We start from the raw sequence: 12,445 nt of genomic DNA on the forward strand, positions 1-12,445 counted from the left end.
TGATGTTTCGGGTCTGTCTTGAAACGGAAAAGGGCTGCCCGATGATTCACCCGGCAGCCCTTTGTGTTTGTTATGATGCGGCGGGCCGGGCCTTTTTACCGTTTCTCCGTACCGCTTGTCTCAGCGCACCACCCACTTGCCAAAGAGGGTCTTGCGGTAGCGCAGCAGCTCCTCTTTCGCGTCGGCGCGGTCGCCGGCCTTCTGCAGCAGAGCCACGCCCTTTTTGATGTCCGCCGGAACACCCAGGCCCCGGGCGTAGATATAGCCCAGCATATAATTGGCCTCTTTGTTTTCCCATGTCATTTCTTCCAGATAGGTGCGGGCGCGGGCATAGTCCTGCTGGGTGCCCAGGCCATAGAAGCAGCACTTGCCCAGATAGAACACACCCCAGCGGTTGTCCTGATTGTAGGCCCAGCTCAGCAGCTGGAAAGCCTTGGCATAGTCCTGGGGGACGCCTTTGCCGTTGAAGTACATTGCGCCCAGGCGGTTGTGGCTGCCGATGGAATACCCATCCAGGTTCAGTGTGGTCTCATAGCACTGGGCTGCCTTGGCGTAATCCTGGGGTACGGCCTCGCCCTCTTCATAGAGGCAGCCGATCTGGTACAGTGCCCGCATCTCGCCTCCGGCGACCGCCTCCTGATACCAGTGGAGGGCCTCCTGCTTCTGGCCGGCATCGTTCAGCTCGTTGCCCCAATAGAACTGGTGGATGGGGTGGCCCATTTCCGCGCCGATGCGATAGAGGCCCTTGGCCTTCTCGGGCTGCGGCGGGATCAGACCCTCCTCGCCTGCCTCATAGAAATGATGCAGGTTGTCGCCCGCGGCATAGACGCCATTCTTATAGGCCTTGATGAACCAATCCTCGCACTTGGGGATGTTCTCGACCACGTAATCGCGGAAGGCTCCCATGTCGGGGAAGGCGTCGGGACCCTTGTTTTCGATCCGGATGTAATCGCCCCAGAAATACACGTTGCCGATTACGAACTGGCAGAAGGGCTCGCCCCCTTTGGCCTTTTCCAGAACCACATTGAAGGCCTCCTGCAGGCTGGCAAAGGGCATCTTCTTTTCCAGCGAGGGGGTCATATCTCCGGTGCGCAGGCAGATCAGCGCCGCCAGGGCGCTGCCCTCTTCCACGCCTTTGTGGTACAGCAGAGTGGCCTTTTCGTCATCCTCCGGGAAACCATGGCCCTGCCACACATACTGGGGGCCGCACAGGCACCGGGCCAAAATGCAGCTGGCGTCGCCATCTCCGGCGGCAGAAGCCTGCTGCAGAAGCTCCAGGCCCTCCCAGCCTTTTCCCTGCCGCTCCTGGTAGTAGATGTACTGGAGCGCCGTCTCCACTGCGTCACTGAAAAACTTGCCCATTTTTGATTCCTCCGTTACTGATTTTCTACTTCTTTGGTGATATCTTCCCACTGGCTCCAATCCGGCCGGAACTGCCCACGGGCAAAGTCCATCAGCCAGGCGGCCGCCTTCCGCGGGGTGGTCTTGATTTTGAACAGGCGCAGCGTGTCCGGGTCTGCGCGGGTCACCAGAACGGTGCAGCGCCCGTCATCGGCATTCCCCGCCACCAGACGCATCCAGAGCCACCCGCCGGGCAGGGTCAAATCCACCTGCTGGTAGCTGCCGTCCACCATGCCGTCTGCCGCCACCTGGACGTCCTCCAGGGTGAAGTTTTCGTGGTTCTGGCTGACGCCGCGGCGGGAGACCAGGGACAGTTTGGGCGGCCGGAGTTCCTGCGGGTTCTCCTGCTGCTCCATCCTCAGCTGAACCTGGGTCCAGCCTGTTGTATCCGGCATCTTTCCGCCCAGCCAGGCCGCAAGGACTTTTTCTGCTTCCTCCGGGTTCACCATGCCATGCAGGCCATTTTCCGGCTGGCTGCCCTGCTGCGCCGGGGCTTCCACCAACAGCATCCGGACTTTGCCTTCCAGCGCCGTACCCGCCGAGCACAAAAGCTCCATGTACGCGCCCTTCTCCCCCTGGATGGGGCGGGACGGCGTCAGGAAAAAGGTTTCTTCCGGGGCCTGCAGGCACTCCTCCAGCATCTGGGAAAGAACTTCCATCGACAGCCGGGATGTGACTGTACCGTCCGCCCGGGTGAGGACCATGTTCTGGGCTGGCTGCGATTCCGTGCGGGGCTGGCTGGCTTTCCGCCGGCCATCCCGCAGGCGGAAGTCCTGCAGCACCTTTTGCCACTCCTCATCCTCCATGAAGTTGTACCTGTCGAACTCACTGTAGGGCAGGATCAGAGCGTCGGGCGCCCGCAGCTGGATGCAATCCACCAGGGGCTGCAGTTCTCGGTAATCTTTCAGTGTAGTGGACTGGACCTGATGCCGGTCATCCATAATCCACAGCTCCACGATTCGGCTGGTCTGGACGCGGCCGCCTGCATGGCGGTGCACAATCTCATCCCGCGGGAACACCGCCCGAATGCGGGGTATATAAGAGGCCTGCTCTCCCAAGACCCATTCTTTGCCCACAGCCACTTTGTCGAACCATTTGCCGTTTTCCTGGATATCCTTGTCCACCATGGCGAACATTTCCCGGGCGCTGGGCGCCTCCTCCGGGTAAGGCATCTGGGACCGGATGGACTGGGCCAGCGTGCTCTTCTCGGGGCAAAAGACATCCCGCAGGGACGTATAGCCCACATAAATGGCCAGAGCCAGCGAGCCAAGCCCTACCACCGCGCCACCGGCCATCATCGCATATTCTTCCCAGGTGCGCTCATAAGTCAGCAGGCCCGCGACAAACACCGCTCCGCCGCACAGAGCCACCACAAGAAATACCAGCGACATCCACAGTTTGGAAATTTGCCTTCGGGTCTGCTGAACGCAAAAGCCTTCCTCCGGCACATCGGGCCGGTGCTTTTTGTTCCACCGCATAATCAGGTAGATGAACGGAATGGCAAAGATCCTCAAAACAACCACCAAAAGGACGTAGACCACCCAGTCCCAGGGCCATTTGAGGTAAAATTGCTTTTTCGATTCCTTCGATTCCATGATGACCGCTCCTTTTCATTTGCCATGGAAGCCTACAGCGTACAGGCCGGTTTCACCCGGCCTGTTCATCCACACCCATTTCTCTCTTTTATCCTCTCCTGTCCGTTCCACGTTCCGGCCATCTGTGATAATTGTTTAAACTTGTTCACCAAAACGCCATTCTTTTTTGTCAAGAATACCCTAAAATCATGTATTTTTCAAGGGCATTGCAGCAAACAGATGCTTTTCCTGCACAAAATAAAGTTGGCATTTCGGGCTGGTTCCGACAGGAGCAATTGTCTCTTTCGCTGTGAAAATGGAACATTTTTACGCTGTGCAGCGGTTTCCTGTCGGGTAAAAGTATCTGCGAGGCAGTCAAGGTCTGTGCTGCCTGCTCCATGTCTGCATTCCTCATTGAAGAAGTCCAAACAAAAAAGCACCTGACTCATTCCGAATCGGGTGCTTTTCCATGTCGTTATTTTATTTGGGGTCGTTTTACGCAACCGGCTGTTTCACAAACAGGCGGCACACATAGATCCTGCTGCATAGTCCCTCAAGGCTTCAGCGGGCCATAAAAATAGGATGCGGTAGCGCCGCCGTCGACGAGAAAGTCTGCGCCGGTGATGAAAGCGCCCTTGTCGCTCATCAGCAGTTCCGCCACATTGGCCACCTCGTCGGCGGTGCCGGGGCGGCCGGCGGGGCATTTGGCGAACATATTCTTATAAAAATCCCCGCGGGGGCCGTTGAACTCGTCGATGGCCAGCGGAGTGACGATGATCCCCGGCGAGATGGAGTTGATCCGTGCGCCCCGACTCCCCCACTTCACCGATTCCGCCATCACCCGCTTTTCGTTACACCGTTTGGCCAGCTGATAGGCGTGGAGCGTGTCCTGGATATTTTCGAGCTGAAGCAGGGGCAGTTCCAGCAGGTGCTCGGCAGGAGTGCAGGCCAGCTGTTCGTCCTCCTCGGGAGTAAGAGCCGGCATCCGGCGACCAGACTGGCTGGAAATGGTCACACCTACACCGCCAGGGGCAATCACTTTGCCCACTTCTTCCAGCAAAACAGCTGTACCGTAAAGATCCACCTTCAAAATGGCTTCAATGGGGGCCTGGCTGGGGGAAACTCCCGCCGCATTCACCAGCATGGTGATCTCGCCCATCTGCTGCGCCCGGGCGATCATCTTTTGAATGGATGTACGGCTGGAGAGGTCCATCTCCATGGGGGTTACATCATAGCCGGCACCGTTCATTATTTTGGCGATAGTCTGTGTATTTTCCAGTTTTTTATCTCCCACCAGGATCTTTTTGCCATATCCCATCCGACGTGCAATGGCCATGCCGATCTGGCCAGCCCCAGCCCACAGCATCACTTGCTGTTTCATTCTGCGTTCCTCCTTTTCAACCTTACAAACTTTCCCGCCTCAGCGCGCCATGGCCCATCGCTTGATTTCTTCCCCGGCTTGCTCCACCCGGCTGCCCAGAATAGCCAGCCCCGGGGCCACGTTCGCCCCTTTGGCCGCCAGCGCGATCTTCCGCTCGGTTCCGCTCAGGCCGCTGCCCTCATGGGTACAGAAGTGGCGAATGGTTTTGCCCGTCCAGTCAAATGCTTCCAGGAAAGAGTAGACCGCCATGGGCAAATCCCCCCAATAATTGGGGTAACCCAGATAAATCTCGTCGTACCCCTCAAGGCTTCCCGGAAGCGTTTCCAGCTCCGGTCGGGCATGGATCTGCTGATCGGCCTTTGCCTGCCGGATACAAGTCTCGTAATCCTCTGCATAGGGAACTTTTTGCTGAATTTTGAACAGCTCCCCGCCCACCACTTCTGCAATCATTTGAGCTGCCTTCTCGGTGTTGCCCACTGTAACCCAGCGGTATTGGCCGCCAAAATAGTTTTCGCCGGCCCGGGAATAAAACACAATCAGTTTCGCCATTGTTTCTCCCTTTCTTTTGAATGCACTGACCGGAATCTCAGTTTTTGTGAACGCCGGTCCAAGGTCTTTTCTTTACGCCTTCATTATAGAGTCTGCTGGCCCGGGAATCAATTTTGCTTTCAGAAACAGTTGATAAGTTTTTCTAATATAAAAAGATCATCCCGAATCTTCGGAATGATCTTTTGGTACTGATTTTGTTCATTCAGCGGTTTTGTATTGCTGTTTCAGAATTTCGGCGAAGGTCTCCACATAGTAGCCGGAATTGTCCTTTTTCCAGAAGGCGCAGTAATTGCGGGTGATCTGCTCTCCCCCGCGCACCAGAGGGATTCGGACCAGACCGCTGTCCGCATTGTCCGCCCCGCCGCTGCCCTCCACCGGGAGAAATCCCCGGCCGCTGATGGTCAGCAGACGGGCAGCCTCCAGCGTCTCGGCACAGAGAAACTCTCCCTGAAAACCCACGATGTCCCGGTAATATTCCCGCTCGGTCTCCTGTTGTTCTTTGGAGGCCACCAGGATACAAGGCAGATTCTTCAGCTCCCCGGGCTCGATCTCTTTCAAGGCCGCCAGAGGGCTGTGGGCGGACAGTTCCACCGCGCTGTCCGCGGTGGTCAGGATCAGGTTCACAAAGGTATCTGAGAAGGCCCGGCGCTGGTCATTCAGGGCAAGATCCACCTGCTCTTCCTGGAGCATTCGATAGAGTTCTTCGTGGTTCCCGTGGTGGATTTCGAGCTCCACGTCCGGGTATTTTTGGGCGAACTGCTCCACGGCACGATAGAACTCCCGGCCGCTGTAACTGCGCAGGTATCCGACCCGAAGGCAGGCATTTTTACCACGGGCGATCCGGAGGGACTCCCGGCAAATCCGCTCATAGTCGGCCACCAGAATCAGGCTTTTTTGATAGAAATACGCTCCCGCCGGGGTAAGGGTGAATTTGCGGTTTTTGCGTTCCAGCAAAAGAAAGCCCAACTCCCGTTCCAGTGCCTGGACTTGCTGGGAGATGGCAGACTGGGAGATATGGCATTCCTCCGCCGCCCTGGAAAAACTGTCGTTCCGCACCACAGCCTGAAAATACTGAATCTGCCGCAGCATGGGTTTTCCTCCTGTACCAAAGAACTTTTTCTTATTATAGCACAGAAACAGAGACTTTCCAAAATACTTAATCTTTATAAGAGGTTCTATCGGGATTCAGGTCCTCCATGCAGGTGCAGCGCTCCCTCTGATTTCCCGAGCCTTTCGGCGGCAGTGATAGAGAGCAGAATCTATTCTGAGGGAATCCCGACGGCAAGTCTATGTATATAGGCCATTGGTTCACGACGCATCCCTGCTTTGCTCAGGCCCCTTCGGCTGAACCCGATCCAATTTTGATGTACAAAAAGAAGCGAAACATGACAGACAGCTGTCGCGCCCCTGTGGTATAATAGCTGCAAAAGCAGCTATTTGACCCAGTAGTGCGCGCGTCGCACGGATTGGTTTTTGTCCGCTTTGGCGGACACGGTATAATAGCTGCAAAAGCAGCTATTTGACCCAGTAGTGCACGCGTCGCGCGGATTGGTTTTTGTCCGCTTTGGCGGACACGGTATAATACAGAAAAAGCGGAAAGGCGGCGCAGCCCATGAAAACAGAGCGTCTCATCGGCATCCTGTCCATCCTGCTCCAGCGGGAAAAGGTCACCGCGCCCGAGTTAGCGGAACAGTTTGAGGTGTCCCGCCGGACCATCCAGCGGGACATCGAATCCCTGTGCCAGGCCGGGATTCCCATCGCCACCGCTCAGGGCACCGGCGGCGGGATTTCGATTCTGGAGGGGTACCGGGTGGACCGAACCGTCCTCACCACCCCCGAGATGCAGGCCATTCTGGCGGGGCTGCAAAGTCTGGACAGCGTCAGCGGCACCCGCCGCTATGCCCAGCTGATGGAAAAACTTTCGGCCGGCGCCGGCGGGCGGGGTTCTCACATCCTGATTGATCTTTCCTCCTGGTACAAGACCAGCCTGGCCCCCAAAATCGAATCCATTCAGTCCGCCATCCAGCAGCACCACACCCTGCGCTTTACTTATTTTTCGCCCAAGGGGGAATCGGTGCGGGTCATCGAGCCCTATGATCTGGTGTTTCAGTGGTCTGCATGGTACGTCTGGGGATGGTGTCAGACCCGGGAGGACTTCCGTCTGTTCAAGCTCAACCGTATGACCGGGCTGATCGCTGGCCAGGCGTTTGTGCCTCGGGCGGCTCCTCTGCCGGATCTGACGCCGGACCGGGTTTTCCCCGCCAACTATCAGGTTACGGTCCTGTTTGATCCGGCCTGCCGCTGGCGGCTGGTGGAGGAATACGGAGCTGACAGCTTCACGGTGGAGCCGGACGGCCGGCTCCGGTTCCATCACAGTTTTCCCGATGCGGACAGCGTTCTCAGCTGGGTTTTAACCTTTGGGGAGGGCGCCGAACTGACCGAACCGGCCCAGCTGCGGGACCGGCTGGGCCAGTTGACCCAGCGGCTGGCCCAGCGCTACCAAAAGGAGGTTTGACCGATGCGTTATCTGTGGCTGGACGAATATCTTTTGAACAAGCGGGGCGTCACCAAGGATTTTCAGCCGGTATGGAACTGGATTCGCTACCACATCGGCGGCAAAATGTTTGCGGCCCTCTGTCTGGACGATGCCGGCAAGCCCTATTACATCAACCTTAAGCTGGACCCCATGGAATCGGAATTCCTCCGGGGGCAGTATCCGGACATCCTCCCCGGCTATTATTCCGACAAGCGATGCTGGGTTTCGGTGCGACCTGACGGTGCAGTGCCGGACTCTCTGCTGCGCGACATGCTGAACCAGTCCTATGGCCTGGTGCTGGCGGGACAAAGCAAAAAGGCCCGCCGGGCGGCGCTGGGGCTGACCGCCTGCGGGCTGAAATGTGCCGCCTGTCCCCTCCATTCCAAGGAATGCCCTGGCTGCAACCAGTGCAATGGACGTGTTTTTCACGCTCCCGCCGGGAAAGCCTGCCCCCTCTATGCCTGTGCCGTCCACAAAAACCACCGCACTGGCTGCGGAGGCTGCCCGCATCTTCCCTGCGCTCTGTGGGAACAGGTGCGGGACCCGGCTTTGTCGGATGAAGCGTTCCGGGCCTCGGTATCCGCCCGGCTGGAAAATTGGAAAGGAGTGCCATCCAATGCCCTTTGATTACAAGAAAGAGTACAAGGAATTTTATCTGCCGCCCAAAACGCCCGGTATTGTCACGGTGCCCGCCATGAATTTCCTGGCAGTGCGGGGCCAGGGCGACCCCAACCAGGAAGACGGCGCCTACAAACAGGCTTTGGGGATGCTGTACGCCGTGGCCTTCACCATCAAAATGAGCAGGAAGGGCCAGCATCAGCTGGAGGGCTATTTCGACTATGTGGTGCCTCCCCTGGAGGGGCTCTGGTGGCAGGAAAACACCCGGGGCGTAGACTACACCCGCAAGCAGGATTTTCAGTGGATTTCCCTCATCCGGCTGCCTGAGTTTGTGACCCGCGAGGCCTTTGACTGGGCCATCCGGGAGGCCACCGAAAAGAAGCAGCAGGATTTCTCCAAGGTGGAGTTTTTCTCCTGGGGGGAAGGTCTTTGCGTCCAGTGCATGCACATTGGCCCCTACGACGCCGAGCCCGCCACAGTGGCGGCCATGAACGAATATACCAGGGCTCAGGGGTATGAGGCGGACTTCGTGGAAGGCCGCTTTCACCACGAGATTTACCTCAGCGACGTGCGCCGGTGCAGCCCGGAGCGGCTGAAAACAGTGATACGGCAGCCGGTCAGGAGGATTGGGCTATGAAACAAGGTTCCGTCCACATCCGCAGGATGCGCCCGGATGAAATAGGGCTGCTCCGGGAATTTCTCTATCAAGCTATTTATCTGCCAGCGGGTACAGAGCCGCCGCCCCGAACGGTGGTGGATTTACCGGAACTGCGGGTCTATATCGAGGACTTCGGCACACGGCCCGGCGATTTCTGCCTTGTGGCTGAGGTGGACGGCAAAGTGGCAGGGGCAGCCTGGAGCCGTATTATGGAAGACTACGGTCATATCGACGACCATACCCCTTCCCTGGCCCTTTCCCTGCTCCCGGACTGCCGCGGGCAGGGCATCGGGACCCGGCTGCTGGACGGTCTGCTGGTCTTATTGCAAAAACAGGGATATCAACGAGTCTCCCTTTCGGTCCAGACAGAAAATCCCGCCCTTCGTTTGTACCAAAGAGCAGGATTCAAAATGGTTGAGACGCGAGGGAATGAGTATCTGATGGTGCGGGACTTTACCCAGCCAACATAGCAGGAGGACACCAACATGGAAATCAGACTGGCACAGCCCCAGGATATTGGCCCCTGGATGGCTTTGGTAGAGCAGGTACGAGAGCAGTTTCCAGGACTGGAAACGGACAAGGCCATGGAAGAACACAAAGCTACCGTTCTGGATTTTATCAGACAAGCCTCTGCCATCTGCGCGGCAGAGGCCGGGCAGATCGTGGGTGCGCTGCTGTTTTTCAGGGAAAACAGCATGCTCTGCTTTCTAGCGGTGGACCCATCCTGCCGGAGACAGCACATTGCCCGGAAGATGTTCCAATTCATGCTGCCTTTCATGGAGGAAGAGCGAGATATTACTGTCACCACTTATCGTAAAGACGATCCCAACGGAGTCGCGGCACGAGCCTTCTACAAACAGCTGGGCTTTTCGGAAGGCAGGCTGACCGAGGAATTCGGCAGCCCTGTCCAGGAGTTTGTTCTAAAGCGTTCCAGCCAATGACACAAAAAAGCGGCAGGGAGGACTTTCTGTTGAGTCCCTGTCGCCGTTTTTGTTTCATTCTGGCAGGTTCCGATTTGTTCCATGCATCAGCCGATCACAGTTTATTTGGTCATTGGTCAGCTCTCCCGGACAGATCAGAAAGCTTTCCGGCATCCCGCCGCGGGTGCAGAGGCGATGGGTGCGGGCCTTGCGGGTGAGTTCCGGCATCCGGTGTTCCAGCATTTTCTCCTGGTGTTGGCAGTAGCGGAGCTTCTGTTTGGCTTTTTCATTTTGGTCTTTCATGCGGTCCAGTTTTTCGTTCATAGGCATTCCTCTTCTCATTCTGATGACTCGATCGGACTGCTATTGCTTTGCAGCAAAAACAGGTCGAACTCAAACTCGACAAGTCATTGTTTCCCTTTTCTATTCCCCTTCCGGTTCTTTTGCCTCGCCTTGTAAACAGTCGGCAGGTATGCTATCATTACAAATATCGCATGTATGTTTTGACCGGAGGAGGCCCCATGAAAAAACTTCGTCACGCCCTGTACGCCGTCCTCAATGCCAGCGAGCCCGACTCATCGGACTACCGCATCGCCAACTATCTGATCGAAAACATTTATAAGAAAGAGCACTTCGGAATTCAGGATGTGGCGGACGCCTGCTTTGTCTCCAAATCCTCGGTGAGTCGGTTTTGCCGGCGGATCGGCTATGCGGATTTTCTGGCCATGAGCCAGAGCATCAAATATGTCCAGATGCGCACCTACAAGCGGTTTGACGAATATCTGGACCTGCCGGTGGATGCCATGGCCGGAGCCTACCTGGACCAGATGAACCGCTGCATCGAACAGGTCCGGGCTTACGCCACCACCGACATTCTCACCGAGCTGGCCGGTCTGCTGGACCGATATGACAAAATCGGGATTTTCGGCCAAATGCAGTCCTATTCGGTGGCCATGAACTTCCAGTTCGAACTGGCCTCTCTGGGCAAGCATGTTTCCAGCTTTATCATGATGTCCCAGCAGGAAGATTTCATCCTGGATTCCGGGAAAGAGGCCATGGTCATCATCATCTCCTCGGGCGGACGGTATTTCCAGGATTTTTCCCGGTACTTTGATTACCAGTCCAAAAACCGGCCCTACCTGGTCCTCATCACCAACAACCAGCGGCTGAAAAAATGCGTGCCCTATGATAAGGTGTACATTGTCCCCTCCGACAGCAACACCGCCAGTCAGCCCACTTCCCTGCAGATTTTTGCCAATCTGGCAGTAATGCATTACAGCCGGCTGTTGAGCCTGCGCCGGGCCGAGGCCCAGGCGCAGGAGCAGACATAAGACTTTCTCTGTTTCCCACACAAGAACACGAGTGCATTTCAAGAAAGCAGTTCCAGAATCTGGAACTGCTTTCTTTGTATGGAAAACACGGGACATCTTTCTTTTTCTCTGCTATACTCATGCCAACCTAAACAAAAGCGCGCTGACAAAGGAAATAACTTTTTGGAGGTATATACATGAACGCCCTGGAAACCATCCGCTCCAAGCTGGAAGAGTGGATCGGCCGCTTCGCTTCCACAACGGCCATCAATGCGCTGAAAAACGGTGTCATCGCCACCCTTCCCCTGACCATGCTGGGCTCTATCTTCCTGCTGATCTCCTCGTTCCCTCTCAGTAACTGGGACGCGATCATGACCGGCCTGATGGGTCCCGACTGGAAATATCCCTTCACCCAGATTTCCGGCAACACCTTCGACATTATCGCCATGGCATCGGCAGCCAGCATCGGTTACCAGTACGCCAAGCTGAAAGGTGTAGAGCCCTTCGCCTGCGGCCTGATCTCCCTGGTGAACTTCCTGGCTTTGATTCCCTCCTCGGTCACCAGCGGAGAAGTCACCGTAAATAACGTCATCTCCAAAACCTGGTCGGGCGGCAGCGGCATGGCCACCGCCATCATTGTGGCCCTGGTCACCGGCTGGATTTACACCTCGGTGCTGGCCAAGGGCTGGCGGATCAAGATGCCCGAAAGCGTCCCCAAAGGCGTTTCGGACACCTTCAGCGCCCTGATCCCCGGTTTCCTCTCGATTCTGGCAGCCTTTGTGGTCTGCGCAGTGCTCCGCTTTGCAGCCCACGCTTCCCTGGCTGAGATTCTGGTCAGCCTGCTGCAGGTGCCCCTCCAGGGCGGTCTGGGTTCCCTGCCCGGCCTGCTGATCCTTACGGTTCTGCTGTCCCTGTTCTGGATGTTCGGCATCCACAGTTCAGTGGTCAACTCCATTGCCAACCCCATCCTCCGGGCCAACGGCCTGGCCAACCAGGCCTTGCTGGACGCCGGCGTGGCCCTGACCGCCGCCAACGGCGCCTACATGGTCACCTATCAGACCCGTTCCAACTTCGTCACCATGTCGGGCGCCTGCTGCACCATCGGCCTGGTGCTGGCCATGTGCTTCTGCGCCAAGTCCAAACAGTACCGCAGCCTGGGCCGTCTGGCTCTGGTGCCTACCCTTTTCAACGTCAACGAGCCGGTTCTGTTCGGTTTCCCCATCGTGCTGAATTTCGGCATGGCGATCCCCGTCTTTCTGGTGCCCATTGCTTCAGCCCTGATGACCTATTTCTCCTGCTACTTCGGCCTTGTCCGCCCCTTTGCTGCCATTGAGGTACCCTGGACCACCCCGCCCATTATCAGCGGCTTCATCCTGGGAGGCTGGCGTGGCGCCGTGCTCCAAATCGCCATCATTGTGGTGTCGTTCCTCGGCTATTACCCCTTCTTCCGCAAACAGGATGCCCAGGCATTCCAGGCGGAGCAGGAATAAAAGGAGAC

At 56.9% G+C, this 12,445-nt stretch carries 14 protein-coding genes; 7 read left to right on the forward strand and 7 right to left on the reverse strand.

Annotation, left to right across the window (positions count from 1 at the left end; translation table 11 throughout):
• Nucleotides 1-120 precede the first annotated feature (120 nt).
• The 6 genes from B5F27_RS06605 to B5F27_RS06625 all read right to left on the reverse strand — a co-directional run bounded on the left by B5F27_RS06605 (nucleotide 121) and on the right by B5F27_RS06625 (nucleotide 5,994).
• Nucleotides 121-1,362, reverse strand: a complete 1,242-nt coding sequence (locus B5F27_RS06605) for an SEL1-like repeat protein (RefSeq protein ID WP_087365615.1) — start codon at nucleotides 1,360-1,362, stop codon at nucleotides 121-123.
• Nucleotides 1,363-1,376: 14 nt separating this feature from the next.
• Nucleotides 1,377-2,996 carry a hypothetical protein gene (locus B5F27_RS06610; RefSeq protein ID WP_087365617.1) on the reverse strand — a complete coding sequence of 540 codons (1,620 nt, stop codon included), beginning with the start codon at nucleotides 2,994-2,996 and terminating at the stop codon, nucleotides 1,377-1,379.
• 169 nt (nucleotides 2,997-3,165) lie between these two features.
• Entirely contained in the window at nucleotides 3,166-3,375 is a 210-nt protein-coding gene (locus B5F27_RS16505; RefSeq protein WP_144066491.1) for a hypothetical protein, read from the reverse strand.
• A gap of 153 nt (nucleotides 3,376-3,528) precedes the next feature.
• Nucleotides 3,529-4,356 (reverse strand): SDR family oxidoreductase, encoded by an 828-nt coding sequence (locus tag B5F27_RS06615; RefSeq protein ID WP_087365619.1) that lies wholly within the window; start codon nucleotides 4,354-4,356, stop codon nucleotides 3,529-3,531.
• A gap of 39 nt (nucleotides 4,357-4,395) precedes the next feature.
• The gene (locus B5F27_RS06620; RefSeq protein ID WP_087365622.1) at nucleotides 4,396-4,905 is read right to left on the reverse strand and encodes a flavodoxin; all 510 of its coding nucleotides are present in this window, start codon (nucleotides 4,903-4,905) and stop codon (nucleotides 4,396-4,398) included.
• A gap of 198 nt (nucleotides 4,906-5,103) precedes the next feature.
• The gene (locus tag B5F27_RS06625; protein WP_087365625.1) at nucleotides 5,104-5,994 is read right to left on the reverse strand and encodes a LysR family transcriptional regulator; all 891 of its coding nucleotides are present in this window, start codon (nucleotides 5,992-5,994) and stop codon (nucleotides 5,104-5,106) included.
• A gap of 523 nt (nucleotides 5,995-6,517) precedes the next feature.
• Between B5F27_RS06625 and B5F27_RS06630 the strand changes: the two genes are divergently transcribed.
• The 5 genes from B5F27_RS06630 to B5F27_RS06650 are packed head-to-tail and all read left to right on the forward strand — an operon-like array spanning nucleotide 6,518 to nucleotide 9,658.
• A complete protein-coding gene (locus B5F27_RS06630) occupies nucleotides 6,518-7,420 on the forward strand; it encodes a YafY family protein (protein ID WP_087365627.1) in 903 nt (300 codons plus the stop codon).
• A 3-nt stretch (nucleotides 7,421-7,423) separates the two neighbouring features.
• Nucleotides 7,424-8,068, forward strand: coding sequence for an MmcQ/YjbR family DNA-binding protein (locus tag B5F27_RS17475; RefSeq protein ID WP_087365629.1), 645 nt, complete (start codon nucleotides 7,424-7,426; stop codon nucleotides 8,066-8,068).
• On the forward strand, nucleotides 8,058-8,696 hold the full coding sequence (locus tag B5F27_RS06640) for a GyrI-like domain-containing protein (RefSeq protein WP_087365631.1): 639 nt from the start codon (nucleotides 8,058-8,060) through the stop codon (nucleotides 8,694-8,696). Before B5F27_RS17475 ends, B5F27_RS06640 begins: the two co-directional genes overlap by 11 nt.
• Nucleotides 8,693-9,187 carry an N-acetyltransferase gene (locus B5F27_RS06645; protein ID WP_087365634.1) on the forward strand — a complete coding sequence of 165 codons (495 nt, stop codon included), beginning with the start codon at nucleotides 8,693-8,695 and terminating at the stop codon, nucleotides 9,185-9,187. Before B5F27_RS06640 ends, B5F27_RS06645 begins: the two co-directional genes overlap by 4 nt.
• A gap of 15 nt (nucleotides 9,188-9,202) precedes the next feature.
• Nucleotides 9,203-9,658 carry a GNAT family N-acetyltransferase gene (locus B5F27_RS06650; RefSeq protein WP_087365637.1) on the forward strand — a complete coding sequence of 152 codons (456 nt, stop codon included), beginning with the start codon at nucleotides 9,203-9,205 and terminating at the stop codon, nucleotides 9,656-9,658.
• A gap of 54 nt (nucleotides 9,659-9,712) precedes the next feature.
• On the opposite strand, the gene B5F27_RS06655 is transcribed toward B5F27_RS06650, so the two are convergent.
• The gene (locus tag B5F27_RS06655) at nucleotides 9,713-9,961 is read right to left on the reverse strand and encodes a DUF3847 domain-containing protein (RefSeq protein WP_242962116.1); all 249 of its coding nucleotides are present in this window, start codon (nucleotides 9,959-9,961) and stop codon (nucleotides 9,713-9,715) included.
• Nucleotides 9,962-10,158: 197 nt separating this feature from the next.
• On the opposite strand from B5F27_RS06655, the gene B5F27_RS06660 reads away from it, so the two are divergent.
• Nucleotides 10,159-10,968, forward strand: coding sequence for a hypothetical protein (locus B5F27_RS06660; protein WP_158098203.1), 810 nt, complete (start codon nucleotides 10,159-10,161; stop codon nucleotides 10,966-10,968).
• Nucleotides 10,969-11,144: 176 nt separating this feature from the next.
• Nucleotides 11,145-12,437, forward strand: a complete 1,293-nt coding sequence (locus tag B5F27_RS06665; protein ID WP_087365644.1) for a PTS transporter subunit EIIC — start codon at nucleotides 11,145-11,147, stop codon at nucleotides 12,435-12,437.
• Nucleotides 12,438-12,445: the final 8 nt, after the last annotated feature.

The sequence above is a fragment of the Faecalibacterium sp. An192 genome (genome assembly GCF_002160175.1).
Taxonomy (GTDB): Bacteria; Bacillota; Clostridia; order Oscillospirales; family Ruminococcaceae; genus Faecalibacterium.